This window comes from Nocardioides sp. B-3 (assembly GCF_024703895.1).
Classification (GTDB): Bacteria; Actinomycetota; Actinomycetes; order Propionibacteriales; family Nocardioidaceae; genus Nocardioides.
On record NZ_CP087968.1, the window covers coordinates 4,021,757 to 4,046,905 of the forward strand.

At 70.7% G+C, this 25,149-nt stretch carries 31 protein-coding genes and 8 pseudogenes; 24 read left to right on the plus strand and 15 right to left on the minus strand.

Annotated elements, in window-relative coordinates; all coding sequences use genetic code 11:
- Position 1: 1 nt before the first annotated feature.
- Together LP418_RS26580 and LP418_RS26585 are read right to left on the minus strand one after the other, a co-directional pair.
- Positions 2-673 carry a class F sortase gene (locus LP418_RS26580; protein WP_257954318.1) on the minus strand — a complete coding sequence of 224 codons (672 nt, stop codon included), beginning with the start codon at positions 671-673 and terminating at the stop codon, positions 2-4.
- A complete protein-coding gene (locus LP418_RS26585) occupies positions 666-989 on the minus strand; it encodes a hypothetical protein (protein ID WP_257954319.1) in 324 nt (107 codons plus the stop codon). The genes LP418_RS26580 and LP418_RS26585 overlap by 8 nt, the downstream gene beginning before the upstream one ends.
- Positions 990-1,015: 26 nt before the next feature.
- On the opposite strand from LP418_RS26585, the gene LP418_RS26590 reads away from it, so the two are divergent.
- Positions 1,016-1,162 (plus strand): hypothetical protein, encoded by a 147-nt coding sequence (locus LP418_RS26590; RefSeq protein ID WP_257954320.1) that lies wholly within the window; start codon positions 1,016-1,018, stop codon positions 1,160-1,162.
- 69 nt (positions 1,163-1,231) lie between these two features.
- Here the strand turns inward: LP418_RS26590 and LP418_RS26595 are convergent, their stop codons facing one another.
- Positions 1,232-1,429 (minus strand): hypothetical protein, encoded by a 198-nt coding sequence (locus LP418_RS26595; RefSeq protein WP_257954321.1) that lies wholly within the window; start codon positions 1,427-1,429, stop codon positions 1,232-1,234.
- Between the two features lie 231 nt (positions 1,430-1,660).
- On the opposite strand from LP418_RS26595, the gene LP418_RS26600 reads away from it, so the two are divergent.
- The 4 genes from LP418_RS26600 to LP418_RS26615 are packed head-to-tail and all read left to right on the plus strand — an operon-like array spanning position 1,661 to position 3,613.
- Positions 1,661-1,894, plus strand: a complete 234-nt coding sequence (locus LP418_RS26600) for an ATP-binding cassette domain-containing protein (protein WP_257954322.1) — start codon at positions 1,661-1,663, stop codon at positions 1,892-1,894.
- Entirely contained in the window at positions 1,878-2,294 is a 417-nt protein-coding gene (locus LP418_RS26605; protein ID WP_257954323.1) for an ATP-binding cassette domain-containing protein, read from the plus strand. The genes LP418_RS26600 and LP418_RS26605 overlap by 17 nt, the downstream gene beginning before the upstream one ends.
- Complete coding sequence (locus tag LP418_RS26610; protein ID WP_257954324.1) at positions 2,288-2,632, plus strand: hypothetical protein; 345 nt, start codon at positions 2,288-2,290, stop codon at positions 2,630-2,632. Before LP418_RS26605 ends, LP418_RS26610 begins: the two co-directional genes overlap by 7 nt.
- Before the next feature lie 15 nt (positions 2,633-2,647).
- The gene (locus tag LP418_RS26615; protein ID WP_257954325.1) at positions 2,648-3,613 is read left to right on the plus strand and encodes an alpha/beta hydrolase; all 966 of its coding nucleotides are present in this window, start codon (positions 2,648-2,650) and stop codon (positions 3,611-3,613) included.
- Here the strand turns inward: LP418_RS26615 and LP418_RS34800 are convergent.
- From LP418_RS34800 to LP418_RS26640, 4 genes and pseudogenes are all read right to left on the minus strand, one after another.
- Entirely contained in the window at positions 3,585-4,373 is a 789-nt protein-coding gene (locus LP418_RS34800; RefSeq protein ID WP_442940037.1) for a sulfite exporter TauE/SafE family protein, read from the minus strand. The two genes, LP418_RS26615 and LP418_RS34800, sit on opposite strands and share 29 nt — an antisense overlap.
- Positions 4,370-5,481, minus strand: a pseudogene (locus tag LP418_RS26630) (SPFH domain-containing protein). The gene LP418_RS34800 and the pseudogene LP418_RS26630 overlap by 4 nt, the downstream one beginning before the upstream one ends.
- 30 nt (positions 5,482-5,511) lie before the next feature.
- Positions 5,512-5,973, minus strand: coding sequence for an NfeD family protein (locus LP418_RS26635; RefSeq protein ID WP_257954326.1), 462 nt, complete (start codon positions 5,971-5,973; stop codon positions 5,512-5,514).
- A gap of 30 nt (positions 5,974-6,003) precedes the next feature.
- Positions 6,004-6,805, minus strand: a pseudogene (locus LP418_RS26640) (ABC transporter ATP-binding protein).
- Between the two features lie 47 nt (positions 6,806-6,852).
- Here LP418_RS26640 and LP418_RS26645 point away from each other — a divergent pair.
- The 13 genes and pseudogenes from LP418_RS26645 to LP418_RS31740 form a co-directional block, all read left to right on the plus strand.
- Positions 6,853-7,074 carry a hypothetical protein gene (locus LP418_RS26645; RefSeq protein ID WP_257954327.1) on the plus strand — a complete coding sequence of 74 codons (222 nt, stop codon included), beginning with the start codon at positions 6,853-6,855 and terminating at the stop codon, positions 7,072-7,074.
- Entirely contained in the window at positions 7,064-7,618 is a 555-nt protein-coding gene (locus LP418_RS26650; RefSeq protein WP_257954328.1) for a hypothetical protein, read from the plus strand. Before LP418_RS26645 ends, LP418_RS26650 begins: the two co-directional genes overlap by 11 nt.
- Positions 7,619-7,678: 60 nt before the next feature.
- On the plus strand, positions 7,679-8,647 hold the full coding sequence (locus tag LP418_RS26655; RefSeq protein ID WP_257954329.1) for an AurF N-oxygenase family protein: 969 nt from the start codon (positions 7,679-7,681) through the stop codon (positions 8,645-8,647).
- A gap of 3 nt (positions 8,648-8,650) precedes the next feature.
- Complete coding sequence (locus tag LP418_RS34805) at positions 8,651-9,457, plus strand: 4Fe-4S binding protein (protein WP_442940040.1); 807 nt, start codon at positions 8,651-8,653, stop codon at positions 9,455-9,457.
- The gene (locus LP418_RS26670) at positions 9,454-10,653 is read left to right on the plus strand and encodes a hypothetical protein (protein ID WP_257954330.1); all 1,200 of its coding nucleotides are present in this window, start codon (positions 9,454-9,456) and stop codon (positions 10,651-10,653) included. Before LP418_RS34805 ends, LP418_RS26670 begins: the two co-directional genes overlap by 4 nt.
- Before the next feature lie 36 nt (positions 10,654-10,689).
- Positions 10,690-11,028: a hypothetical protein gene (locus tag LP418_RS26675; protein ID WP_257954331.1), complete on the plus strand. Its 339-nt coding sequence runs from the start codon at positions 10,690-10,692 to the stop codon at positions 11,026-11,028.
- A gap of 168 nt (positions 11,029-11,196) precedes the next feature.
- Positions 11,197-12,561: a flavin-containing monooxygenase gene (locus LP418_RS26680; protein ID WP_336275833.1), complete on the plus strand. Its 1,365-nt coding sequence runs from the start codon at positions 11,197-11,199 to the stop codon at positions 12,559-12,561.
- A pseudogene (locus LP418_RS26685) lies at positions 12,558-12,941 on the plus strand (alpha/beta fold hydrolase); the annotation flags it as partial. The gene LP418_RS26680 and the pseudogene LP418_RS26685, both read left to right, overlap by 4 nt.
- Before the next feature lie 67 nt (positions 12,942-13,008).
- On the plus strand, positions 13,009-13,506 hold the full coding sequence (locus LP418_RS26690; protein ID WP_257954332.1) for an alpha/beta fold hydrolase: 498 nt from the start codon (positions 13,009-13,011) through the stop codon (positions 13,504-13,506).
- Positions 13,503-14,339: an SDR family NAD(P)-dependent oxidoreductase gene (locus LP418_RS26695; protein WP_257954333.1), complete on the plus strand. Its 837-nt coding sequence runs from the start codon at positions 13,503-13,505 to the stop codon at positions 14,337-14,339. Before LP418_RS26690 ends, LP418_RS26695 begins: the two co-directional genes overlap by 4 nt.
- Before the next feature lie 68 nt (positions 14,340-14,407).
- On the plus strand, positions 14,408-14,671 hold the full coding sequence (locus LP418_RS31730) for an ACT domain-containing protein (protein WP_336275834.1): 264 nt from the start codon (positions 14,408-14,410) through the stop codon (positions 14,669-14,671).
- A gap of 67 nt (positions 14,672-14,738) precedes the next feature.
- Positions 14,739-15,134: pseudogene (locus LP418_RS31735) on the plus strand (phosphoserine phosphatase); the annotation flags it as partial.
- An 82-nt stretch (positions 15,135-15,216) separates the two neighbouring features.
- Positions 15,217-15,465: pseudogene (locus LP418_RS31740) on the plus strand (haloacid dehalogenase-like hydrolase); the annotation flags it as partial.
- Between the two features lie 137 nt (positions 15,466-15,602).
- Here the strand turns inward: LP418_RS31740 and LP418_RS26705 are convergent.
- Together LP418_RS26705 and LP418_RS26710 are read right to left on the minus strand one after the other, a co-directional pair.
- Positions 15,603-16,319, minus strand: a complete 717-nt coding sequence (locus LP418_RS26705; protein WP_257954334.1) for a hypothetical protein — start codon at positions 16,317-16,319, stop codon at positions 15,603-15,605.
- A 41-nt stretch (positions 16,320-16,360) separates the two neighbouring features.
- Positions 16,361-16,693 (minus strand): SixA phosphatase family protein, encoded by a 333-nt coding sequence (locus LP418_RS26710; protein ID WP_257954335.1) that lies wholly within the window; start codon positions 16,691-16,693, stop codon positions 16,361-16,363.
- Positions 16,694-17,279: 586 nt separating this feature from the next.
- On the opposite strand from LP418_RS26710, the pseudogene LP418_RS26715 reads away from it, so the two are divergent.
- The 5 genes and pseudogenes from LP418_RS26715 to LP418_RS26735 all read left to right on the plus strand — a co-directional run.
- Positions 17,280-17,363: pseudogene (locus LP418_RS26715) on the plus strand (hypothetical protein); the annotation flags it as partial.
- Positions 17,364-17,457: 94 nt separating this feature from the next.
- Positions 17,458-17,946 (plus strand): cyanophycinase, encoded by a 489-nt coding sequence (locus tag LP418_RS26720; RefSeq protein ID WP_257957285.1) that lies wholly within the window; start codon positions 17,458-17,460, stop codon positions 17,944-17,946.
- 38 nt (positions 17,947-17,984) lie between these two features.
- Entirely contained in the window at positions 17,985-18,773 is a 789-nt protein-coding gene (locus LP418_RS26725; protein WP_257954336.1) for a cyanophycin synthetase family protein, read from the plus strand.
- A 192-nt stretch (positions 18,774-18,965) separates the two neighbouring features.
- The gene (locus LP418_RS26730) at positions 18,966-20,390 is read left to right on the plus strand and encodes a Mur ligase family protein (protein WP_257954337.1); all 1,425 of its coding nucleotides are present in this window, start codon (positions 18,966-18,968) and stop codon (positions 20,388-20,390) included.
- Positions 20,320-21,126, plus strand: coding sequence for a cupin domain-containing protein (locus LP418_RS26735; RefSeq protein ID WP_442940330.1), 807 nt, complete (start codon positions 20,320-20,322; stop codon positions 21,124-21,126). Before LP418_RS26730 ends, LP418_RS26735 begins: the two co-directional genes overlap by 71 nt.
- Positions 21,127-21,259: 133 nt before the next feature.
- Here the strand turns inward: LP418_RS26735 and LP418_RS26740 are convergent, their stop codons facing one another.
- The 6 genes and pseudogenes from LP418_RS26740 to LP418_RS26765 form a co-directional block, all read right to left on the minus strand.
- Positions 21,260-22,405: a Mur ligase family protein gene (locus LP418_RS26740; RefSeq protein ID WP_257954339.1), complete on the minus strand. Its 1,146-nt coding sequence runs from the start codon at positions 22,403-22,405 to the stop codon at positions 21,260-21,262.
- On the minus strand, positions 22,341-22,553 hold the full coding sequence (locus LP418_RS26745) for a Mur ligase family protein (RefSeq protein ID WP_257954340.1): 213 nt from the start codon (positions 22,551-22,553) through the stop codon (positions 22,341-22,343). The genes LP418_RS26740 and LP418_RS26745 overlap by 65 nt, the downstream gene beginning before the upstream one ends.
- Positions 22,550-22,948 (minus strand): hypothetical protein, encoded by a 399-nt coding sequence (locus tag LP418_RS26750; protein WP_257954341.1) that lies wholly within the window; start codon positions 22,946-22,948, stop codon positions 22,550-22,552. Before LP418_RS26750 ends, LP418_RS26745 begins: the two co-directional genes overlap by 4 nt.
- A gap of 17 nt (positions 22,949-22,965) precedes the next feature.
- Positions 22,966-23,735, minus strand: a pseudogene (gene fabI, locus LP418_RS26755) (enoyl-ACP reductase FabI).
- Between the two features lies 1 nt (position 23,736).
- Positions 23,737-24,461: pseudogene (fabG, locus tag LP418_RS26760) on the minus strand (3-oxoacyl-ACP reductase FabG).
- A gap of 45 nt (positions 24,462-24,506) precedes the next feature.
- Positions 24,507-24,767, minus strand: a complete 261-nt coding sequence (locus LP418_RS26765; protein WP_257954342.1) for a dodecin family protein — start codon at positions 24,765-24,767, stop codon at positions 24,507-24,509.
- Between the two features lie 41 nt (positions 24,768-24,808).
- Here LP418_RS26765 and LP418_RS26770 point away from each other — a divergent pair, with 41 nt between their 5' ends.
- Entirely contained in the window at positions 24,809-25,087 is a 279-nt protein-coding gene (locus tag LP418_RS26770; protein ID WP_257954343.1) for a DUF3099 domain-containing protein, read from the plus strand.
- The last annotated feature ends 62 nt before the right edge of the window (positions 25,088-25,149 follow it).

Consider the following 25,149-nt stretch of genomic DNA (forward strand, 5'->3'; position numbering starts at 1 on the left):
CTCACACCGGCCGGGCGATGACCACGACGTTGCCGGCGTAGCCGGTGCCGTCCCAGTCCTCGCAGGTGATCAGGACGAGTCGACCCCGGATGCCCCGGTTGAACAGGTGGCTCGACGCGCGGCTCACCCGCGTCTTGTCGTAGATCTCGACGCGACTGACCCAGTAGTCGATGCTGCCGGCGTCCGTGCGAACGGTGAAGACGTCACCGACGACGAGTCGCTCGAGGTTGTCGAGCGCGCCACCGCCCGTGTGCACGGTGTGACCGGTGATGATCGCGCTCCCGTCCTTCGCGCCGGGCACCGCTCCGTCGGCCCACCACCCCGGGGTCTGCGGGTCCGACGGCGGCACCAGTGTGCTGACCTGCAGGTTGATCGGCACCACCGGCACATCGATCCCGAGGGCTTCGATCTGCACCCGGTTGGGCACTCCGGCACCGGCCTCCCTCGAGCGGGGTACGGCGACGTACCCCGCGGTCGCCGACGGCGGCCCGGTCACGGAGGGCCCGGAGTGCCGCACGAACTCCTTCGACGATGCGGCGCCCGCGCCGTCCCGCCCCGGTCCCGGGCGGCTGCCCGCGTAGTCGAGGGCGAGGATGAGAGAGCAGACCGCAAGACCGGCCGCGACGAGTCCGAGACTCGCGCGACCGGCCTTGATTGCTCGATTCCTAGGCACGTCCCCTCAGGTGACGGGAGGAGATCAGGCCCGGGCCGATGGCGAGTGCCATCAGACCGGCCATGCCAGCCAGCCAGAGCTGGGTGCTGGACGAGGAAGCCTGCTGCATGTCACCGGAGAGACCAGCCGCGACCGTGGTCGGCACTGCTGCCTGCTCGCCGAGGACCTCGACCTTGGGCTCGTCCTTGACCTTGGGCTCGTCCTTCTGCTTGACCTCGTTCTCGGCGGCCTGCTCACCCTTGACCTCGGGGGCCGCGGTGGGCTCGGACGTGGCGACCGTGACGGGCGGAGCCGCCGGGGTCGTGGCAGGCGTCACCGGTGTGGTGACCGGCGTCGTCAGGGGTGACCGGCGTCGTCGGGGTGACCGGCGTCGTCGGGGTGACCGGCGTGGTCGGCGTGGTCGGCGTGGTCGGCGTGGTCGGCGTGGTCGGCGTGGTCGGCGTGGTCGGCGTGGTGGGCGGCGGGATCGGGATGGTGGTCACGCTGTAGTGGCTGATGTCCTTGCCCGACGAGTGCTCGATCGTGACTGACGCTGCGGGCGGGTCGACGAGCGTGTATTCAGGGACCGTCACCCTGCTTGATCGAGCCGGCCTTCACGCAGTAGCCGCTGATGAGCTGCCCCTCGGGTGCGGTGAAGGTGAGCGACTTGGTCGTCTGGTTGTCCGGCTCGAGGTGCGTGCCCGTGCACACCCCTTCGTTGTCGTTGTCGGCCGCACTGGCGGCGGCAACGCCGAACGGTGCGACGGCCAGCAGCATGGTTCCGGCAAGTAGCGCCAGCGTGTTTCTCGTTCGCGATGGTGCGGTGGATCGCATCCGGGGCTCCCCTCTCCCGACGGAGCACGCCGGTGAGTCATCTGTGACAGACCCTTCCGGCCTGATACCCAAACGATGTCCGAGCACCCGATTCACAAGTAGCCCCATTTTGGGGATATCCCCTCGGCGCCCCGCCGGGTCTCGCGTCGCCGGCGCATCGGACATGATGGCCGCGTGCCTGCGACCGCCGATGCGTTGATCTCCGTCCGCAACCCGGAGCGCGATTTCGTCGTACGGCGCCGTGTGGACGGGCGCCGGCGCAAGGTGCGCGAGCACGTCCGCGCCGTGCGCGACCTGACGTTCGATGTGGCCGCGGGCGAGATGGTGGGCTACATCGGGCCCAACGGTGCCGGGAAGTCCACGACGATCAAGATGCTGACCGGGATCCCGGGTGCCGACGCGCGGTGAGCTGCGCGTCGCCGGCCTCGAGCCGCAGCGCAACCGCGTCGAGCTGGCCAAGCGCATCGGTGTCGTCTTCGGCCAGCGCACGACGCTGTGGTGGGACCTGCCGCTGCGCGACTCGTTCGAGCTGCTGCAGAAGATCTATCGCATACCCACATTGAGGTACGCCGAGAATCTCGACCGCTTCGTCGAGCTGCTCGACCTCGGCGACCAGCTGGACACGCCTGTGCGCCAGCTCTCCCTCGGGCAGCGCATGCGCGGCGACATCACCGCCGCGCTGCTCCACGACCCGGAGATCCTCTACCTCGACGAGCCGACCATCGGGCTCGACGTGATCAGCAAGGGCCGGCTGCGGGAGTTCCTACGAGCGCTGAACGCCGAGCGCGGCACCACCCCACGGTGCTGACCACCCACGACCTGCAGGACATCGAGGCGTTGTGCGACCGGGTCATCGTGATCGACCACGGCACGGCGGTCTTCGACGGCCCGCTCGCGGGTTTGCACGAGCAGGGCGGCTCCACCCGCACCCTCGTGGTCGACCTCGTCGACGAGACGTCGCCCATCGTGGTCCCGGGCGCCACCGTGCGCCGGGTGGAGGGGCCGCGACAGTGGCTCTCGTTCCCGGCCGACGCCAGCGCCGCTCCCATCGTCGGCGCGATCGCGGCGGCCTACGACCTCGCGGACCTCTCGATCCGGGAGCCCGACATCGAAGACGTGATCCGCGAGCTGTACTCCCGCTCCTAGGCTAGCGTTCGACGCATGCCGGACGCCTTCAGGACAGACGTGCTGGGCCGCCCCTACGTGGTCGAGAACATCGAGCTGCCCGATGACGGTGAGGGCCCGGTCGTGGCGACGTTGGTCCGCAAGCCCACCCGCAAGCGGGCGGGGAAGGCCGTGCTGCACGTGCACGGCTTCGCCGACTACTTCTTCCACCGTGAGTACGCCGAGTGGTGGACCGCTCGTGGCTACACGTTCTATGCCATCGACCTGCGCAAGTACGGCCGTTCCCTGCGCGAGCACCAGACCCCCAACTTCGTCGAGGACCCGGCGGACTACTTCCCCGAGCTCGACGCGGCCCGGCAGCGGATCACCGAACGGGACGGGCACACCAGCGTGGTGGCGACCGCGCACTCGACCGGCGGTCTCACGCTGCCGCTGTGGCTCGACGAGCGACGCCCGCCGGAGCTGTCGGCGATGTTCCTCAACGCGCCCCGGCTCGACATGCAGGGATCGGCCCGGCTGCGCAACCCGGCGGCCGCGGCGGCCCTCAACCAGCTCGGCGCGCGACAGCCGCATCGGCTGATCCCGCGCACGGTCAACACGTTCTACGGACGCTCGCTGCACCGCGACCACGAGGGCGAGTTCGACTACAACTTCGAGTGGAAGCCACTCGAGTCCTACCCCGTCTACGCCGGCTGGTTGCGCGCGATCAGGCGCGGCCACGGGCAGATCCATCGCGGGCTGGACATCAAGGCCCCCACGCTGGTGCTCTCGTCGGGGCGCACGGTCTATCCCAAGGAGATGGGCGAGGACGTCCACACCAACGACATCGTCCCGGACGTCCAGCAGATCCGGCGCTGGGCCTCGTCGCTCGGCTCCCACGTCACCAGCATCGGCATCGACGGCGCCCGCCACGACGTCGTGCTGTCCCGTCCGGAGGTGCGCGTCCGCGTCTACGCCGAGATCGATCGCTGGCTCACGGCGTACGTCGAGAAGCCGGCCTGATCAGGTCAGCAGGGTGATCAGGGCGGCGACCCCGACGACCACGATGAAGCCGCGCAACACAGCGGCCGGCAGCCGCCGACCGATCGAGGCGCCGAGCACTCCGCCGACGATCGCGCCACCGCCGATGAGCACCACGATCAGCCAGTCGACGTCGGCGACCAACGCGAAGAGCACCCCGGAGACGCCGTTGACGAGCACGGCCGGGACATTCTTCAGCCCGTTCAGCCGCTGCAGGGTCTCGTCGATGCCGATCCCCATGATGGCCATCATCAGCACGCCCTGCGCGGCGCCGAAGTAGCCGCCGTACACCCCGCACGCGAACATCAGCGGCCACACCCACCGGGCCCCGCGGGCCGGGAGGCCGCCGGTCGCCTCGTGCCGGCGCGCGACCCGTGCGGAGAGTCCGGGGACCGGCAATGACGAGCACCAGCCCGAGCAGGATCAGGGCGGGCACGATCATCTCGAAGGCACCGGGCTGCCAGAGCAGCAGCAGGCCGCCGAGCAGGCCGCCGCCCGCCGAGGCGCTCGCGAGGTGCAGGACCCGGCTGCGCTGGCCGACCAGCTCGCGGCGGTAGCCCGGGGCGCCGGTCACCGAGCCGGGCACGAGGCCGATCGAGTTGGAGACGTTGGCGGTCACGGGCGGCACGCCGAACGCCAGCAGGGTCGGGAAGGTGATCAACGTCCCCGACCCCACCACGGTGTTGATGGTGCCGGCCGCCACTCCCGCGAGGGCGATCAGCACGGCTTCGAGCGGGCTCACTCCGAGGGGGGCTCCTGAGCAGTGGGAGGCTCGACCGGCGGCGCCACGGGAGCGGCCGTCGGCGTCCGGCTCGCCGACTCGGCCGCCTTGATGGCTTCCTCGACGGCCTTGTTGGTGGAGCCCGCGCCCGACGACTGCGGCAGCTGCGGCTCGGTCGGGCCCATGTCGACGCGGGTGCGCGGCGTGGCGTCCTGCGGGATACCGGCGATCTCGTGGATGGAGGAGCCGAGGCCCTCGAGCGCCCCGGTGATCTCGGAGGGGATCACCCACACCTTGTTGGCGCTGCCCTCGGCGATCTTCGGCATCATCTGGAGGTACTGGTAGGCCAGCAGCGACTGGTCGGGCTGGCCGTCGTGGATCGCCCGGAAGACGGTCTGGATGGCCTGACCCTCACCCCCGGGCACGCAGGATCGAGGCCTCGCGGTCGGCCCTGGGCACGCAGGATCTGCGACTCACGATCACCCTCGGCGTTGAGGATCTGCGACTGCTTGGAGCCCTCTGCGGTGAGGATGGCCGCCCGGCGCGAACCCTCGGCCGTGAGGATCACGGCGCGCTTCTCGCGGTCGGCGCGCATCTGCTTCTCCATCGAGTCCTTGATGGAGGGCGGCGGGTCGATGCCCTTGAGCTCGACACGGTTGACGCGGATGCCCCACTTGCCGGTGGCCTCGTCGAGCACGCCACGCAGTCCGGAGTTGATCTGGTCGCGGCTGGTCAGCGTCTCCTCGAGGTCCATCCCACCGACGATGTTGCGCAGGGTCGTCATGGTGAGCTGCTCGATGGCCCGGATGTAGTTGGCGATCTCGTAGGTCGCGGCGACCGGGTCGGTGACTCGGAAGTAGATGACCGTGTCGATCGAGACGACGAGGTTGTCCTCGGTGATGACGGGCTGCAGCGGGAACGACACGACCTGCTCGCGCAGGTCGATGAGGTAGCGAAGCCGGTCGATGAACGGCATCAGGATGTTCAGGCCGGCGGGCAGCGTGCCCTTGTACTTGCCGAACCGCTCGACGATCCCGGCTCGGGCCTGCGGCACGATGCGCACCGTCTTGGCGAGCACGACGATCACGAACAGGACCAGCAGCGCCAACAGGATGAGGGCGATCTCCATGGACGTCTCCTTCGGGAGGTGTCGGGTGGTTCAGGACTCGAGTCGGGCGACCGGGTGGACGATGGCGGTGGCTCCGCGGATCTCCAGCACCTCGACGGTCTCGCCGGCAGCGATCGTGGTGGTCTCGTCGTAGGGCTCGGCGGTCCAGAACTCGCCGGCGAGCTTGATCCGGCCGGCGGCCGGGCTCGATACCTCCTCGGTGACCGTGCCCTGCTTGCCGACCAGCTTGCCGTGGCCGAGGGACAGCTCGGGACCGTGGTGAAGACGCTTGACCATGGTCGGGCGCACCATCGCGATCGCCGCCAGCGACGCGGCGGCCGCGGCCGGGACACGGAGGGCGATCGGCAGCCCGATGACCGCGGTGATCATGCCGACGAGCGCACCGGCCGCGAGCATGATCAGGATCAGGTCGAGGCTGAACATCTCGGCCACGCCCGGGACGATCGTCAGACCGAGCCAGGTCTCCCACGCGTGATCACGAAGCCACTCCATGAACCGACCCTATCCGGTGGCCCCGCACGCTCAGACAGCCATGTGCCGGGGGCGTCGCCGGGCCGCGAACCGGCCGTCCTCCCGGGTCAGCAGCATCGGCATGCCGAAGGTCTCCGACAGCGTCTCGGCCGTGACGACACGCTCGAGCGGACCCGACGCGACGACGCGCCCTTCACGCAGCAGCAGCGCGTGCGTGAACCCGGGCGGGATCTCCTCGACGTGGTGCGAGACCAGCACGGTCGCGGGCGAGTCCGGGTCGAGCGCGATCACGGACAGGGTGGAGACGAGGTCCTCGCGACCACCGAGGTCGAGGCCCGCGGCCGGCTCGTCGAGCAGCAACATCTCGGGGTCGGTCATCAGGGCGCGCGCGATCTGGACGCGCTTGCGCTCCCCCTCGCTGAGGGTGCCGAACGCGCGCTCGCTCAGGTGCGAGGCACCGACCTCGGTGAGCAGCGACGCCGCACGATCGTGGTCGAGGTCGTCATAGACCTCGCGCCACCGGCCGAGGATGCCGTAGGACGCGGAGACGACCACGTCCTTGACCAGCTCGCTGCGCACGGATCAGGTCGGCCAGCGCGGCGCTGGTGAGGCCGATGCGCGGTCGCAGGTCGAAGACGTCGGTCGTGCCGAGCACCTCGCCCGGGATGCCCGCGACCCCCGAGGACGGATGCATCTGCGCGGCCGCCACCTGCAGCAGCGTGGTCTTGCCTGCGCCGTTGGGTCCAAGGATCACCCAACGCTCGTCCTCCTCGACGGCCCAGTTGACCTCGTCGAGCAGCGTGGCGCCACTGCGGCGAACCGTGAGGTCGGCGAACTCGATCACGGCGGTCATGCGACTCACCCTATCCAGCGCCCGGACTGCGCGTATTGTCCCCGGCCGTGTCCCTCGAACTCCCGCTCTCGGCCCGCCTCGCTCGGTGGCTGACCGCCCGGCTGCGCGGCGCCGAAGTCACCGACCACGTGCTCGACGCCGTCACCGACGGCGACCTCGCGCACGTGGTGACCGGTCTCTCGGGGGGTACGGCGATGCTCGACCTCCTCCCCGGAGGCGCGACGTTCCGGCGCCACCGGAGCGGGGCTGGCGCTGCCCGTGGAGGGTGATCTGCTCGGGCTCGGCGGGCCACGCCAGCTCAACGACGCCGCCATCGACTCGGGCGAGGCCGTCGTCATCGGGCACTGGGCCGTGGTGCCCGCGGTGGTGGGCGAGGTGTGCCACTGGCACGTGCACCGGGCCGCGCCGCGGCAGCTGCCCGACGTCGGCGAGGCCGATCGGATGCTGCGCGCGGCACTGCTCGACTCAGCCACCCTGCTCGCCGACCTCGACGTCGCGCGCTGGCGGCCCGAGGTGGCCGACCAGCTGATGAACCTCGCCCACCGCCCGAGCATCGAGGCCCCGCTCGGGACGCCGGCGCGCTGCGCCGACCTCGCGGCGCGCGGGCTCCGGGGCTGGGCCATCACGGAGCTGGCGCTCGAGGACGACGGCGGTGCCGTGTCGGCGTACAGAGATCGAAGCCCGCAGTGGTGCCCTGCGACCGCTCGAGCGCGCGGCGCGGCGCGCGCTCGTCGCGGCGTGCTCGCCGGAGGTGTGGCCGGACGACCCGTCTCGCTAGGAGAAAAACTCCTCGGCACAAACCCTTGCCTGTGACGTGCTGTCACAGTAACTTGTCTGCGACACGGTGTCACAGATGATCAAGGGAGCACGTCCATGACCGCGCAGACCGAGCAGCTGACCTACGACGAGCTGCTGAACCATCTCTCCGTCGCCTCCGTCAACCAGCACTTCGACGCGTTCGTCGACATCGCCCGGGACGACCCGGACTTCGCCGTCGACCCGACCGACGTCCGCTGGGTGATGCCGCGGGCCGACTCGCTCGGCGGCACCGAGTGGTATCGCTCGCTGCCGCTCGAGCGGCAGATCCAGATCGGGATGTACCGCCAGGCCAACATCGCCAAGGTCGGCCTCCAGTTCGAGCAGCTCCTCATCAGCGGGCTGATGAACCACGCGATGACCCTGCCCAACGGCTCCGCGGAGTTCCGCTACTCGACCCACGAGGCGACCGAGGAGTGCCACCACACGCAGATGTTCCGGGAGATGGTCAACCGCATCGGGCAGGACGTCCCGGGTGGTCCCCGCTGGTTCCGCGCCGTCGCCCCGCTGCTGGCCCTCGCGGCCGGTCCGCTGCCCAACATCTTCTTCATGGGGGTGCTCGCCGGCGAGGAGCCCATCGACCACCTGCAGAAGTCCATCCTGCGCTCCGGCGAGGACATGCACCCGATGGTCACCCGGGTCATGCAGATCCACGTCGCCGAGGAGGCCCGCCACATCGGCTTCGCGCACTCCTACCTGACCGAGCGCTCGAAGGACTACTCGATCCCCCAGCGCGCCGTGCTGTCGGTGCTGATGCCGGTGATCATGCGGGTGCTGTGCGACGTGATCATGAAGCCCAGCCGGCAGATGCAGCGCGACCTCGACATCCCCGCCGAGGTGATCAAGGAGATCTGGTGGGACGGCGAGCACTCCCGCAAGCTGCTGCGCGACACCTTCGGCGACGTCCGGATGCTGGCCGACGAGCTCGGCCTGATGAACCCGGTGTCGCGCCGGGTCTGGAGCCTCCTCGGCATCGGTGGTCGCCCGTCTCGCTTCCGTAGCGAGCCCCACTCGGCGGCGAGCTGACCGATGCCCTACGTCATCACGCAGTCCTGCTGCGCGGACGCCTCCTGCGTCGTCGCCTGCCCGGTCAACTGCATCCATCCCGCGCCCGGCGAGCCCGGCTTCGCCGAGGCGGAGATGTTGTACGTCGATGCCGACTCCTGCGTCGGCTGCGGCGCCTGCGTCACGGCCTGCCCGGTCGGGGCGATCGTCCCGGACACGAAGCTGACGGCCGCCCAGCAGCCGTTCCCGGCCCTGAACGCCGACTACTACGACACCTTCCCGCACCGCGACCGCACACCGATCGCGACCGTGCCCGAGCAGCGGCGACTCCGGTCACGGGGTCCGTTCCCGCGTCGCCGTGGTGGGGGCCGGCCCGGCCGGCCTCTACACCGCCGACGAGCTGCTCAAGCACCCCGAGGTCGAGGCGGTCGACGTCTACGAGCGGTTGCGGACGCCATGCACGGTCTCGTCCGGCACGGCGTGGCCCCCGACCACGCCTCCACCAAGCGGGTGACCGAGCTCTTCGCGGCCATCGAGGAGCAGCCGGGCTTCCGCTACTTCTCGGGCGTGGACGTCGGGACCGACGTGACCCCCGGCCGACCTGCGCAGCCGCTACCACGCGGTGGTCCACGCCGTGGGTGCGTCGTCCGACCGCCGACTCGACATCCCGGGCGAGCAGCTGCCCGGATCGCTCGCGGCGACCGACGTCGTCGGTTGGTACAACGGTCACCCCGACCAGCGTGGACTCGACGTGCCGCTCAGCCACGAGCGCGCGATCGTCGTCGGCAACGGCAATGTCGCCCTCGACGTCGCCCGGATGCTGACCCGTGACCCCCGAGCGGCTGGCCGCGACCGACGTCGCCCCCGGACCGCTCGACCAGCTGCGCTCCAGCGCGGTCCGCGAGGTCGTCGTGCTGGGTCGCCGCGGACCGGCCGAGTCGGCCTTCACCGTCCCCGAGCTGATCGGCCTCTCCGGGCTCGAGGACATCGACGTGCTGGTGGAGACGGACCCCGGCTCCTCGGGCGGGCCCGACCAGCGCAGCCGGCTCCTCGCCGAGATCGCGTCCCGGCCCCCGTCGTCCGACCCCACCCGACGCCGCATCGTGCTGCGCTTCGCGGCGTCACCCGTGGAGATCCTCGGTGAGGACGGGCGGGTCACCGGCGTGCGCCCGGTGCGCAACGAGGTCCTCACCGGCCCGGACGGCCGGGTCCACGCGCGGGCGACCGGGGAGGAGTCGACGCTCGACGCCGGACTCGTCATCCGCTCGATCGGCCACCGGGGCCAACCGGTGCCGGGCCTGCCCTTCGACAGTGCCACCTCGACCGTGCAGCACGACGCCGGGCGGGTCGAGCCCGGGCTCTACGTCGTCGGCTGGATCAAGCGCGGCCCCGTCGGCTTCATCGGCACCAACAAGACGTGCGCCCGGGGAGACCGTCAACAGCCTGCTGGACGACCTCGACGCGGGACTACCCGACCCGGCTCCCGCGCCGGAGTCGACGAGCGCGTTCGTGCGGCGGCACCGGCCCGACGTCACCGGACTCGACGGCTGGCGGCGGCTCGAGGCGGAGGAGCTGGCCCGGGGCGCCCCGGTCGGCCGGCCACGGCTCAAGGTCACCGACCCCGAGGAGCAGGCACGAGCGTCGCGACCCCTCGCCTCTCGTCGACTGCTCGACAGGGTGCTGACGTGACGCCGGTCCGATCTGAGGCGTCCGCAGGAGACGGCCGCCAGTCCGCTGGCGCGGCCACAACGAGGAGCGACGCCAGCTGGTGCTCGAGGCTGCGTTGCAGGTCATCGACGAGTCGTGCCCGGGTCAAGAGGTCCGGATCGCCCAGATCGCCGACCGCACCGGCATCAACCGCTCGGCCCTCTACCGCTACTTCGAGGACCGAGCCGACACGGAGGTCGCCGTCCAGCGCGAGATCTGTGCGCGCGTCGGCGGCGAGGTGCTGGGCGCCATCACCCTCGACGGGACTCCGCGCGAGATCGCGCACCGGATCATCTCCACCTACACGCAGTGGGCCGTGACCCACCCGTCCCTGCTCCGCTTCGTCGAGGCGCGACGTGACCGGCTCCACCGAGAGACCGCTCGAGGAGACGATCGCGCAGGTGGCGAAGGCCGTCGAGGGCGTCATCGTCGTGCTGATGACGACCCCGGGCGGCGAGCTGACCGACCGCGACAAGGAGGTCCTCGACCCGTGGGCCTTCGGCCTGATCGGCGGCTGCATGCAGGCCGTCCGGCGCTGGACCTCCGTCGCCGACACCAGCGCCGACATCAACCACTTCGTCGGCGTGCTCACGCAGGCCGCCTGGTCCCAGATCGACGACCTCGCGTCGAGCCGCGGCGTCGCCGTACCCGACCTGCCCGTCGAGAGCCTCGTCCCGGCCGCCGCGGCCCGGTGACCGCACCGTCCTCCCCCACCCGTCCCTCCAGAGAAGAGACCCCATGAGCGAGCACGTCGACGTCCCGGTGATCGGTGCCGGCCTGTCCGGCATCGACGCTGCCTATCACGTGAGCAAGGCCTTCCCCGAGCGCAGCTACGCCGTGCTGGAGATGCGGGAGAGCTCGGGGTGGGACACCGGGACCTGTTCCGCTATCCCGGGGTGCGCTCCGACTCCGACATGTACACGCTGGGCTTCAGCTGGAAGCCGTGGCTGGGCAAGAAGGCCATCGCCGACGGCGCCGACATCTCGGCCTACCTGCGCGAGGCCGCAGCCGAGCACGGCATCGACGAGAACATCCGCCTCCGGCACCGCTTGGTGCGGGCCGACTTCTCCAGCGCCGAGGCCCGGTGGAGCGTCTCCGTGGAGCGCACCGACACCGGCGAGCTGTTCGAGATGACCTGCCACTTCCTGATGTCCACCTCGGGCTACTACCGCTACGACGAGGGCTTCACCCCCGACTTCCCGGGACGCGACGACTTCACCGGTCGGGTCGTCCACCCCCAGCACTGGCCCGAGGACCTCGACCACCGCGACCAGCGGATCGCCGTGATCGGGTCCGGCGCCACCGCCGTGACCCCGGTGCCAGCGCTCGCCGGGAGCGGCGCCGGCCACGTCACGCTGGTGCAGCGCACGCCGACCTACATCATCAGCCAGCCCGCCACCGATCCCGTGTCCCACCGGATGCTGCGCACCCTGCCCACCAAGGTCGCCTCGAAGCTGGTCCGGGCCCGCTACCTCGCGATGCACGTCGGCTTCTACGAGTTCTGCCGGGCGCCTGCGCGCGAGGCCCGCTTCCTGCTGCGCAAGCTGCTCGAGCGCCAGCTGCCGAAGGACATCGCGTTCGACGAGCACTTCAAGCCGCCGTACGACCCCCGGGACCAGCGGCTGTGCCTCGTGCCGCAGGGTGACCTGTTCAAGGCGCTGCGCCAGCACTCGGTCGACGTCGTCACCGACCGCATCGAGCGCTTCACGCCCACCGGCATCCGGATGCAGTCGGGCCTCGAGGTCGAGGCCGACATCATCGTCACCGCGACCGGTCTCAACCTGCTGGCCTTCGGCGGCGCGACCTTCTCCGTCGACGGGCGTGACATCGACCTGCCGGACACGATGGCGTTCAAGGGCATGATGCTCAGCGACATCCCCAACTTCGCCTTCGTCGTCGGCTACACCAACGCCTCCCGGACGCTCAAGGCCGATCTCGTCTGCCAGTACGTCGTGCGGGTGCTCGAGCACATGGAGCGCACCGGCACCAGCATCGTCGTGCCGCGCCGGGACCCCGAGGTCGACGAGGAGCCCTTCCCGGACTTCGCCGCGGGCTACGTGCTCCGCGCGGTGCAGGACTTCCCGACCCGGGGCACCAAGGAGCCGTGGAAGCTGAAGATGAACTACTTCCGCGACCTCAAGGTGTTCGCCGCCCCGGTCGACGACCCGGCGCTGGTCTACTCCGAGCCGGCCAAGGCCCTCACCGGGGCGAAGCGAGTGCGCGCATGAGCATCGCGTCCCCGGAGCGCAGCAGCGCCCACACCCGCGAGGTGCACACCCGGGACGGCCTGCGCCTCCACGCGACCGTGCGCGGTCGCGACGACGCCCCACTGACCGTCGTGCTGGCACACTGCTGGACCGCCGACGAGTCCGACTGGCACTACCAGGTGCACGACCTGCTGGTCGCCTACGGCCACGACATCCGCATCGTCACCCGGGACCACCGCGGCCACGGTCGCTCGGACTCCGCGCGATCGGCGGCCTGCACGATCCCCGACCTCGCGCGCGACCTCGGCCACGTCATCGACGCCTTCGCCGCGAGCGGGCCCCCGGTGCTCGCCGGTCACTCGATCGGCGGCATGACCATGTGCGCGCTCCCGGCCGAACGTCCCGACACTGTCGAGCGGGATCGCCGGGCTGGTCTTCGTCGCGACCTCGTCCGGTCGGCTGAACACCGTGACGCTGGGCCTGCCGAGGATCACCGCCCCCATCGTCCGTCACCAGCTCCCCCGGCTGCTGACCACCCGGGCCAAGCGGCTCAGTCGCACGGAGCGCCGCAACTCACCCCTGCTCGAGCGCTGGCTCGTCGACACCTTCCTGTTCGGCGAGCCCCGCAGACCGCGGGACACGGGGCTGGTCGTCGACCAGATGATCAACTGCCCGCCCGCCACGATGTGGGGCTTCTACAACGACTTCATGACCCACGAGCGGACCGAGCTCCTCCCGGCCTACGACGACATCCCGACCGTGGTCCTCGTCGGCACCCGTGACCTGCTCACCCCGCCGCGCCACGGCCGCCGCATCGCGGACAACGTCCGGGGTGCCGAGCTGCGCGTCGAGCAGGGAGCCGGCCACATGCTCACCCTCGAACGCCCGCGGGCCGTCAGCGATGCCCTGCACGAGGTCGTTGACCGCGCCCTCGCCAGCCACGACTCGAGAAGGAACAACGCATGAAGACCCTCACCGACAAGGTGGTCGTGATCACGGGGGCGGCCTCCGGCATCGGCCGTGCCCCGGCCGTGGACATCGCGCGTCGGGGTGCACACCTCGCCCTCTCCGACGTCGATGCCCACGGGCTGGCCGCAACGGTCAGGCTCGCCAAGCAGGCCGGCGCCACCCGGTGCACTCCAGGGCGCCTCGACGTCGCGGACCGCGAGGCGTTTGCGGCCTACGCGATCGACGTCGACGACCAGTTCGGCCGCGTCAACGTGGTCATCAACAACGCGGGCGTCGCGCTCTCAGGCGACCCGGCAGACCTCTCCTACGAGGACATGGACTGGATCGTCGGGATCAACTTCTGGGGCGTCGTCCACGGCACCAAGGAGTTCCTGCCCTACCTGATCGCCTCCGGTGACGGCCACGTCGTCAACATCTCGTCCCTGTTCGGGCTCGTCTCGATGCCCAGCCAGAGCGCCTACAACGCCACCAAGTACGCCGTACGCGGTCTGACCGAGGCCGTGCGCGAGGAGATGCTCGTCGCCGGCCACCGCGTCGGCGTCACGTCCGTGCACCCGGGCGGGATCAAGACCGCCATCGCCCGCAACGCCCGCGTCTCCGACGCCGAGGACAAGGAGGCGACGTCGGCCTTCTTCGACCAGCGGCTGGCCTCCATGTCGCCGGAGAAGGCGGCAGAGATCATCGTCAAGGGCATCCTGCGGAACCGGGCGAGGGTGCTGGTCGGCCTCGACGCGCACGTCCTGCACCACTTCGCCCGCCTCACCGGGTCCCGCTACCGGGACGTCGTCGCCCCGGTGTCCAAGCGAGTCCTGCCGGGCAAGGCCGTCTGACCGGAGGGGCCGTCGAGTCTGGACGAGTGCCGACATGAGTCGCTCGGGCCCATAGGCTCTGTGCCGACATGAGCGACATCGAAGAGATCCCGAAGACCCTCCTGATCACGATCACCGGCAAGGACCGCCCCGGTGTCACGTCGGCGATGTTCTCGACGTTCGCCGCCGCGGGCGTCGAGGTGCTCGACATCGAGCAGATCGTGCTCCGGCGCCGGCTCGTCCTCGGCGTCCCGGTGACCGCTCCCCGCGACTGGAAGAAGCTGCGGCTCGCCATCGAGCAGACCGCCGAAGGGCTCGGCATGCAGGTCGAGGTCGAGCGCGGCCGGGGGTGACAACAAGCCCCGTCGCGTCGGTCGCTCGCACGTGACGATCATCGGTGCGCCGCTGAAGGCGTCGGCGATGTCCGCGATCGCCGGCCGGATCGCCGACTCCGGTGCCAACATCGACCGGATCGAGCGCATGGCGCGCTACCCGGTCACCGCGATCGACCCGGCGATCTCCGGTGTCGAGCCCGAGATCCTGCGCCCGCTGCTGGCGGCCGAGGCTGCGCACCGGGGTGTCGACATCGCCGTACAACCTGCGAACCTGCTGCGCCGGTCCATGCGGCTGATCGTGATGGACGTCGACTCCACGCTGATCCGGGGCGAGGTGATCGAGATGATCGCCGCGCACGCCGGCTGCGAGGCCGAGGTGGCCGACATCACCCACCGGGCGATGGCCGGCGAGCTCGACTTCGAGGAGTCGTTGCGGGCGCGGGTCGCACTGCTGAAGGGCGTGCCGGCCTCGGCCCTCGACGAGGTCTACGAGGCGATCAACCCGGCGCCCGGCGCCCGCACGCTGGTACGCATCCTGCGCCGCTCCGGGCTACCGCTTCGCCATCGTGTCGGGCGGCTTCAGCCAGATCACCGACCGGCTCGCGGCCGACCTCGGCATCCACTACTCGCGCGCCAACGAGCTCGAGATCGTCGACGGGCTTCTGACCGGACGCGTCATCGGCGACGTGATCGACCGCGCCGCGAAGGCCCGCGCGCTGCACGAGTTCGCCGCCGACATCGGCGTCTCCGACGCGGCCACCATCGCGATCGGCGACGGAGCCAACGACCTCGACATGCTCAACGCGGCCGGGCTCGGCATCGCCTACAACGCGAAGGCCGTCGTGCGCGACGCTGCCGACGCGTCGGTCAACGTGCCCTACCTCGACACGATCATGTATCTCCTCGGGATCACCCGTGAGGAGATCGAGCTGGCCGACGCCGAGGTCGGCTACGTCACGCCCGCTCCCCCGGTCTGAGGCCACGCACCACGCAACCGTCGATGTCGTGGTCGACCAGCACGTCGGTCACCAGCCCGGCGTCGCGCATCGCCGCCGCCGTCAAACGCGCCTGCGTGGGCGACGTCTCGATCAGCAGCACCCCGCCGGGGGCGAGCCACTCGGGTGCCCCTGCCGCGATCCGGCGGTGCAGCTCGACCCCGTCGGCGCCGCCGTCGAGGGCCATCCGCTGCTCGTGCTCGCGGGCCTCCGGCGGCATCAGCGCGATGTGGTCGGTCGGCACGTAGGGGGGCGTTGGCAGCCACGACGTCGACGCAGCCCCGGAGGTCGACCGGCAGTGCGGCGTACAGGTCGGACAGATGGGTGTGGCCGTGCGGGACGTTGGTGCGCGCACACGACAAGGCGGCCGGGTCCGGGTCGGCGAGGTGGACCTCACCCGCGACGACGCAGGCCCCGACCGGCCCGACGCCGCAGCAGAGCTCGAGCAGGACGGAGTCGGGACCGCAGCGGTCCCGGGCGATGCGGGCCAGCAGCTCCGTACGGCGACGTGGGACGAACACGCCCGGGCGGACCACCAGTCGACGGCCCGCGAACAGCACCCAGCCGAGGACCGTCTCGAGGGGCTCGCCGGCAACTCGTCGGGCGATGAGCGCCTCGAGGTCGGAGGCGCCGCTGTCCAGCAGGAGCGCGGCCTCCTCCTCGGCGAACACGCAACCCGCTTCCCGCAGCCGGCTGGCGAGCTCGGCGGCGATCAGGCGCGCCCCACGTGGAACGCTGCGACGGACGCCGAGGCCATGTCGAGGTCGGACCAGTCACCGTCGAAGCGCAGCGCGGTGATGGCGCAGGTGGGGTAGCCGCCGGCCATGTCGGCGCTGGCCGTCGGGTCGCCCTCGCCGTCGTCGAGCATCTGGGCGAGATAGGCGACTGTCGGGTTGTGCCCGATGACCACCAACGACCGGGCCTGCGTGGGCGTGGCCCGGATCAGGTCGAGCGCTGTGTCCGGGCCCGCGGAGTAGAACCCGTCGTCCAGCGTCGGCTCGAGGTCCCAACCGGCGGCGCCTGACAGTGCGGCCCACGTCTCCACGGGTGCGGGTGGCGCTGGACACCAGCGCCCGGTCGGGGACGAAGCCCTGCTCGGCCAGCCAGCGACCGGCCGCGGCCGTGTCGGCGAGACCCTGCTCGGTGAGGCGTCGGTCTCGGTCGCTCTCACCCCGGGACTCGGCCCCGGCGTGGCGCATCACGACGAGGAGACGACCGTCGGTCGGGGAAACGAGTGCTGGCACCGGGCAACTCTCCCAGCCCGGGCCAAACTCTGTCACCCTCCCGATGCGCGTCCGGGACGGGCCGTCGTCGCGCTAGCCTGCGTGCCATGTCCTCAGTGCTTCCCCCTGCCCCGACCCGCGGACCACTGATGATCATCGGCGGCGCCGAGGACAAGCTCCGCAAGCGCGCCATCCTCAAGGACTTCGTCGTGGCCAGCGGCGGGCACGAGGCGCGCATCGTCGTGATTCCCACCGCTTCGTCGCTGGGCCCGGAGATCCACGAGGTCTACGAGGCGCTCTTCACCAAGCTCGGCGCGGCGGAGGTCGTCACCGCCCGCCCCGAATCGCGCGACGCCGCCCACGACCCCGGCCCTGGTCGAGCTGCTCGACAACGCGACCGGCATCTTCATGACCGGTGGCAACCAGCTCAAGCTGTCGGGCGTCATCTGCGGAACCCCCTTCGGCGAGGCGATCCTCGACGCCCACGAACGCGGTGCCGTCGTGGCCGGCACCTCGGCCGGAGCGAGCATCCAGTCGTCGCACATGGTCGCCTTCGGCGTCGGCGGGGCGACCCCGGAAACAGCGGATGACGCAGGTCGCCGCCGGCCTCGGACTCCTCGCCTCGTCCGTGATCGACCAGCACTTCGACCAGCGCAACCGCTACGGCCGACTGCTGATGATCGTGTCGCAGAGCCCGCAGCTGCTCGGGATCGGCGTCGACGAGGACACCGCCGCGGTCGTCGAGCACATCGGCGACCACGAAGTCCTGCGGGTCACCGGCAAGGGCTCGGTGACGATCTTCGACCCGGCCCGCATGGTGACCAACGCGCACGAGGCGCGTCGCTCCGCCCCGCTGCTCGCGAGCGGCGTGATGCTGCATGTGCTGCCGGCCGGTGCGGCGTACGACCTGACCACCCGGACCCCGGTGCCACTGCCGCACGAGGTCGACGACACGGAGGCGGCCGAGATCGCCGAAGCCGGGCGCGACCTGCGCCAGCTGGCCCACGACATCGCCGCCGGCGACGTCTCCCCACCAACCTGCGCCGGCGGCTCGCCCGCAACCGGCGCCGTGTGACCGCATCACCCACCCCCGCAAGTGATGGAGAGAACTGAATGACTGAGCGCCCGACGCCCGACCTGAGCATCCTCGAGACGCGGGTCTACCGCGGCGCCAACGTGTGGTCCTACGAGAAGTCCATCCATCTCGTCGTCGACCCGGGCTCGCTCGAGGAGTTCCCCACCAACACGCTGCCCGGCTTCACCGACGAGCTGATCGCCATGCTGCCCGGGTTGCGCGAGCACTCCTGCTCGCGCGGGCGCCGCGGCGGATTCGTCGAGCGCCTCAACGAGGGCACTCGGCTGGGCCACGTCGCCGAGCACGTCGCCCTCGCCCTGCAGCAGGTTGTCGGCCACGACATCCGGCGCGGCAAGACCCGGATGGTCAAGGGCCAGAAGGGCGTCTACAACATCATCTACGGCTACGTCGACGAGCAGGTCGGCATCGAGGCCGGCAAGCTCGCGATCCGGCTGGTCAACCACCTCGTCGAGGGCGACCCCGACTTCGAGTGGGAGACTGAGCGCGACGCCTTCATCCGGCGCGCCGAGCGCACCGCCTTCGGCCCGTCGACGCAGGCGATCGTGGACGAGGCCGTCTCCCGCGACATCCCGTGGATCCGTCTCAACCGGGCCTCCCTCGTCCAGCTCGGCCGGGGCGTCCACGCCAAGCGCATCCGCGCCACCATGACCAGCGAGACCAGCTCGATCGCCGTCGACATCGCCTCCGACAAGGACCTCACCACCAAGCTGCTCGGCGCCGCCGGGCTCCCGGTCCCCAAGCAGGGTTCGATCCGTACGTCGGACGGCGCCGTCCAGTCGCCGAGCGGATCGGATATCCGGTCGTGATCAAGCCGCTCGACGGCAACCACGGCCGCGGGGTGTGCCTCAACCTCCAGAACGAGGAGGAGGTGCGCAACGCCTTCCCCATCGCGGAGGAGCAGTCGCGTCGCGGTGTGGTGATCGTCGAGACGATGGTCACCGGCAAGGACTACCGCTGCCTGATCATCGACGGCCGGATGGTCGCGATCGCGGGAGCGGGTGCCGGCGAGCGTCACCGGCGACGGCACCTCGACCGTCGAGCAGCTCGTCGACCTGACCAACGCCGACCCGCGTCGCGGTGTGGGGCACGAGAAGGTGTTGACCCGGATCAAGGTCGACGCGGCCGCCCTCGAGGTGCTCGAGGGCCGGGGGCACTCCCTGCAGTCGGTGCCGGGCGAGGGCGAGATGGTCAAGCTCGCCCTGACCGGCAACATGTCGACCGGCGGAATCTCCATCGACCGCACCCTCGAGGCGCACCCGGAGAACGTCGAGATCGCCGAGGAGGCCGCCCGGATGGTCGGGCTCGACATCGCCGGCATCGACTTCATCTGCCCCGACATCACGGAGCCGGTGCGCGAGACCGGCGGCGCGATCTGCGAGGTCAACGCGGCGCCCGGCTTCCGGATGCACACGCACCCGACGATCGGTGAGCCGCAGTTCATCGCCAAGCCCGTGGTGGACATGCTCTTCCCGCCCGGCGCGACCTCGCGGATCCCGATCATCGCGGTCACCGGCACCAACGGGAAGACCACCACCAGCCGGATGATCAGCCACATCTTCAAGGGCATGGGCCGCAAGGTCGGCATGACCTCGACCGACGGCGTCGTGATCGACGAGCGCCCGGTGATCCGCGCTGACGCGTCCGGTCCCCGTTCTGCCCGGATGGTGCTGCAGAACCCGCGCGTCGACACGGCCGTCTTCGAGGTCGCCCGCGGCGGCATCCTGCGCGAGGGCCTCGGCTACGAGCGCAACGACGTCGCCGTCGTGCTCAACGTCCAGCCCGACCACCCGGGGCTGCGCGGCATCGACACGATCGAGCAGCTCGCCGACGTCAAGGCCGTCCTCGTCGAGGCCGTCCCCCGCGACGGCCACGCGGTGCTCAACGCCGACGACCCGCTGGTGCGCGAGATGCGACGCAAGTGCTCGGGCCGGGTCGTGTGGTTCTCCATGGAGGAGCCCGGCAGCGAGTCCCGCGACCTGATCGACGCGCACTGCCGTCGCGGCGGCAAGGCGCTGGTGCTGAACCCGTCCGAGCGCGGCGAGATGATCGTGGTCAAGCACGGACGTCGCGAGATGCAGCTCGCCTGGACGCACCTGCTTCCCGCCACGTTCGGCGGCAAGGCTCGGATGAACGTCCAGAACTCGCTCGCCGCCGCGGCCGCCGCCTTCGCCGCGGGGGCTCCCCTGCACGACATCCGGCAGGGCCTGCGCACGTTCTCGACGAACTACTACCTCTCCCCGGGCCGCCTCAACGAGATCGAGGTCAACGGCGTCACCGTCATCGTCGACTACTGCCACAACGCGCCCGGCATGAAGGCCCTCGGCGACTTCGTCGACCGCGTGGGCGAGTCCCCTGGAGTCGGCGCACGAGCTCGCCCGGCCCTCGCGGATCGGGGTGATCGCGACGGCGGGCGACCGCCGTGACCGGGACATGCGCGAGCTCGGTCAGATCGCAGCCCAGCACTTCGACGTACTCGTGGTGCGTGAGGACGTGCAGCTGCGAGGCCGCAAGAGGGGCAACACGTCGGCCCTCGTCGCCGAGGGTGTGCGCGAGGCCATGGAGGCCGGCAGCAGGTGCAAGCAGGTCGAGGTGATCACGGACGAGATCAAAGCCGTTCGCCGCGCGATGAACCGCGCCAACCGCGGCGACCTCGTCGTGGTGTGCGTCGACAAGCACGGCGAGGTCATGAGCGAGCTGGAGAACTGGTCTTCGCAGGCCCGGCGGGCGCCTCCGGCTTCAGCGACGACGTCCCAGCCGCCGACCCCGACTACACGGCACCCTCGGACTCCTGAGTTGCGCATCCTGTCCCTCCGCGACCTGCCTCGACGACCCATCGATGCGCACGGCTCCAAGAGCTTCTCGGTCGGCGCGTTCGGCATCTGTGCGGATGCGCACCTCGTCGCGGTCACCCTCGCACCCGGCGGGGTGATCGGGCGCCACCCGGCCGCCGGGCGTCAGCTGCTCGTGGTGCTCTCGGGTTCCGCCGAGGTAGCGGGACACGATTGCGAGGTCCGCACCATCGGCGCCGGTGAGGCCGCCGTCTGGGAGCCGGGCGAGGCACACGAGACCCGCTCGCCGACCGGCTTGACGGCGATGATCGTCGAGGGCGACCTCGACATCGGCGCCCCGGGCGAGCAGATCGACCGTGGGGACACCTGATCGGTCTGGTCGGAGTTCCCTGACAGGTGGTGGAGTCCCCGGATATCCGGGGACTCCCGCACGTGTCAGGTGTTGCAACCCCTGACATGTGACGGGCTTGCCTGCGCGGCCCGCACCCGCCCGCGCACCACGCTCATGATCGCTGCGCCGAGCGCACCTTCGCCGACAGCTCGTCGGGCCCGTCGGCGGTGCCGCCGTGCTCACCGATCCAGGCGTACGCCGCCTCGCGCTCGGCATGGCACATCAGCCCGACCACGTCGCCGGCGCGAGCCTGCGCCACGAGGGCGGCCGGGCACTCGACCTCGGTCTCGTAGGTCTCGATGTCGGTGACCCCGACCCGGGCGGCACCCGCACGCAGCAGGACGTCGATCTCGTCCATGGTGCGGTTGCGGAGGTAGCGCTCCTTGTGGCCGATGGCGACCACGTCGCTGCCCTTGGCACCGATCTCGCCCGGGGCGTCGATGAGCTCGTCCGTGCGGTCTCCGACGGCGCCGAGCCCGAGCAGGAGGCGGGCATCGCTTCGGCGTACGCCCTCCATGATCTCCGGGAGGGCCTCCAGCCCGGCCTCGTTGTGTGCCGGGTCCATCACGACGGTGACCTCGCCCGGCAGGGAGAAGAAGTTCATCCGACCGGGATTGTGCTCGGCGTCGGGCAGGAAGGTCCGCAGACCGGCGACGACCGTCTCGGCGGAAATGCCGATCGCGAGGGCGGCGGACGCCGCGGCGAGGGCGTTCTCGATGTTGAACCTGCTCAGGCCGGCCAGCGTCATCGGCACGTCGACCAGCTCCACCAGCGGGAGCGGGTCGGAGCCGGGCCGCAGCACGGTGATCCAGCCGTCGATCACCGTCGTGGCGCGGCCGCCGGCGTTCATGACGTCGCGGATCGCGGGCGAGTCGGGGTCGCGGGAGAAGACCCACGGCTGGGCCTTGATGATCGACGTCATCGCGAGCACACGGGGGTCGTCGCCGTTGAGGACGGCCCAGCCCTCCTTGCGGGTGATCCGCGGGACCACCGACTTGACCTCGGCCAGCTGGTCGACGGTGTCGATGCCCTGCAGGCCCAGGTGGTCGGCCGTCACGTTGGTGACGACCGAGACGTCGTTGCGGGTGAGGCCGATGCCCTTGAGGAGGATGCCGCCGCGGGCGGTCTCGGTGACGGCGAGCTGCACCTGTGGGTGGGCGAGCACCCGCCCGGCGCCGCTGGGGCCGGAGTAGTCACCGGCCTCGACGACCTCCCCGTCGATGTAGATGCCGTCGGTGTTGGACCAGCCGACGAGCAAGCCGTCCCCGCGCGATGTGCGCGATCATCCGGCTGGTCGTGGTCTTCCCGTTGGTGCCGGTCACCGCGACCACCGGCACCTTGGGCGTGATCGTGGTCGGCCGGGCGCCCGGCTCGGCGGCGGCGACCTGCTCGGCGGCTGCGCTCACCGCGCCCTCGATGTCGGGCGTCGGCAAAGCATCCAGCGCGTGTGCCACAGCGTGGCCCAGCGCCTCGGCGCGACCGCGGTTGCGCCGGGGAAGGCGACGACGAGCTGGTTGGCGTCAGAGGTGGGACGCACCCTGACGGCCAGCCTCGACGTCCCGGACTCACTCGCGATGGCTCGCACCAGCCGTTCGACGGCACGCATCGCGAACCGCTGCCGGAAGCCGCTCCCGGGGGCGCCGGGGCGGGTGGTGCGCAAGCCGATGCGCCGGGCGAAGCGCAGGACCGTCTCGTCGGAGGCGTCCGCGATCGTGCCGATGTCGAGCGTCAGCTTGATGGCCGCGCGCGGGAAGTAGAGGTTGGGGCCTTCCGGGACACGTAGCTCGACGAGAGAGGTCACGACGAAAACGTAGTGGGTCACAGACCCATCGCGTGGAAGCCGCCGTCGACGTGCACGATCTCGCCGGTGGTGGCCGGGAAGAAGTCGCTGAGCAGCGCGCACACGGCCTTGGCCGTGGGCTCGTGGTTGCTCTCGTCCCAGCCGAGCGGTGCGCGGTCCTTCCACGCGGACTCGAGGTCCTCGAAGCCGGGGATCGCCTTGGCGGCCAGCGTCTTGAGCGGACCCGCCGACACGAGGTTGCAGCGGATGCCACTGGGCCCGAGGTCCCGGGCGAGGTAGCGGGAGGTCGACTCGAGGCCCGCCTTGGCCACGCCCATCCAGTCGTAGGCCGGCCACGCGACCGTCGCGTCGAAGGTCAGCCCCACGATCGAACCGCCCTCGGAGAGCAGCGGTCGCGTCGCGACGGCCGGGGACTTCAGGCTGTACGCCGACACTGGACCGCCTGCGCCACATCGGCCCGGGGCCCTTCGAGGAACTTGCCACCGAGCAGGGTCTCCGGGTTGCCGTAGGCGATGGAGTGGACCACGCCGTCGAGGCCGTCGACGTGCTCGCGCACTGGTCGGCGAGACCGGCGAGGTGGTCCTCGTCGGTGACGTCGAGCTCGAGCACCGGCGCCTCCTGCGGGAGCCGCTTCGCGATGCGCCCGGTGATGCCGAGCGCGCGCCCGAAGTTGGAGATCAGCACCGTGGCGCCCTGCTCCCCGGGCGACCTTGGCGGTGGCGAAACCGATGGAGGAGTCCATCGTCACGCCCGCCACGAGGATGCGCTTGCCGTCGAGAATGCCCATGTCAATGCCCCATTCCGAGTCCGCCGTCAACCGGGATGACGGCTCCTGTCACGTAGGCCGCGCCGTCCGACGCCAGCCGGGTCACGGCCGAGGCGACCTCGGTCGTCGATGCGTAGCGCCCGAGCGGCACCTGCGCCTTGATCTGCTGCTTCTGCTCATCGGTCAGCACGTCGGTCATGTCGGTCTCGACGAAGCCCGGCGAGACGACGTTGGCGGTGATCCCCGCGAGCCGTACTCGCGGGCGATCGAGCGCGCCATCCCGACGAGCCCGGCCTTGGAGGCCGCGTAGTTGACCTGCCCGCCGGACCCGAGCAGGCCCACCACCGAGGAGATGAAGATGATCCGGCCGCGGCGCAGGCGCATCATCTTCGACACCGCGCGCTTCGCCAGCCGGAAGGAACCCGTGAGGTTGGTGTCGATCACCGACGACCAGTCCTCGTCGGACATGCGGACCAGGAGCGTGTCGGCGGTGATGCCGGCGTTGGCCACCGGGATCTCGACGGGCCCGTGGGCAGCCTCGATCTCGGTGAAGGCGGCCTCGACCGCGGCCGGGTCGGTGACGTCGCAACGGACGTCGAGGGCGCCGTCGGGCGCTCCGCCCGAGCGGGTGGTCACGGCGACCTTGTCGCCCCGGGCGAGGAACGCCTCGGCGATGGCGCGCCCGATGCCGCGATTGCCGCCGGTGACGAGCACGGACCGTGGGGTGGCTTGCGTCGAGTCAGTCACGGTTCACGACGCTAGTGATTACCCGGGGGTAGGACAGAATTTGCGTCACTCGTCCTCGAGTCGGAAGCCCACCTTGAGGCCGACCCGGAAGTGCTCGACCCGGCCGTCCTTGGCCCGGCCCCGGACCCGGGTGATCTCGAACCAGTCAATGTGTCGCAGCGTCTTGCTGGCGCGCTCGATGCCGTTGCGGACAGCCCTGGTCGATGCCGTCGGGTGAGGTGCCGACGATCTCGGTGACGCGGTAGGTGCGGTTGGACATGGCGGGCTCCTCAGGTCGGCGGAATGGGCGGCACCCGATGCGGACATCCGGGCCGTGTCGACCGAGCCTAGCGACGTACAGTGATGGCATGGCCTCACGGGACTCGCATTCGGTCCGCATCACCACTGCGGCCACGAGTCATGCCGACGACATCGCCGGCCGGCAGCGTCGCTACCTCATCTCGATGGCCATCCGGACCGCCTGCGTGATCGGCGCCGTCGCCGTCGGACCCGGCCTGCTGCGATGGGTGCTGGTCGCCGGAGCGGTGCTGCTTCCCTACGTCGCCGTGGTATTCGCCAATGCCGGAAACCAGAAGGACGACGGCTTCGACCTGCGCGACAACGCCTCGCGTCGCGAGCTCGATTGAGCCGCAACTCACCGGGCACGACATGTTGGTTTTCGGTGTTCTGTCGTGCAAGAATCAACTTG

Coding starts and splice junctions, on each gene's coding strand:
- LP418_RS26595 (WP_257954321.1), bottom strand. CDS start 1,429: ATGCTGCTGGCCGTCGCACCGTTCGGCGTTGCCGCCGCCAGTGCGGCC.
- LP418_RS26615 (WP_257954325.1), top strand. CDS start 2,648: ATGCCGGACGCCTTCAGGACAGACGTGCTGGGCCGCCCCTACGTGGTC.
- LP418_RS26635 (WP_257954326.1), bottom strand. CDS start 5,973: ATGGAGTGGCTTCGTGATCACGCGTGGGAGACCTGGCTCGGTCTGACG.
- LP418_RS26655 (WP_257954329.1), top strand. CDS start 7,679: ATGACCGCGCAGACCGAGCAGCTGACCTACGACGAGCTGCTGAACCAT.
- LP418_RS34805 (WP_442940040.1), top strand. CDS start 8,651: ATGCCCTACGTCATCACGCAGTCCTGCTGCGCGGACGCCTCCTGCGTC.
- LP418_RS26695 (WP_257954333.1), top strand. CDS start 13,503: ATGAAGACCCTCACCGACAAGGTGGTCGTGATCACGGGGGCGGCCTCC.
- LP418_RS31730 (WP_336275834.1), top strand. CDS start 14,408: ATGAGCGACATCGAAGAGATCCCGAAGACCCTCCTGATCACGATCACC.
- LP418_RS26720 (WP_257957285.1), top strand. CDS start 17,458: ATGACGCAGGTCGCCGCCGGCCTCGGACTCCTCGCCTCGTCCGTGATC.
- LP418_RS26725 (WP_257954336.1), top strand. CDS start 17,985: ATGACTGAGCGCCCGACGCCCGACCTGAGCATCCTCGAGACGCGGGTC.
- LP418_RS26765 (WP_257954342.1), bottom strand. CDS start 24,767: ATGTCCGCATCGGGTGCCGCCCATTCCGCCGACCTGAGGAGCCCGCCA.
- LP418_RS26770 (WP_257954343.1), top strand. CDS start 24,809: ATGGCCTCACGGGACTCGCATTCGGTCCGCATCACCACTGCGGCCACG.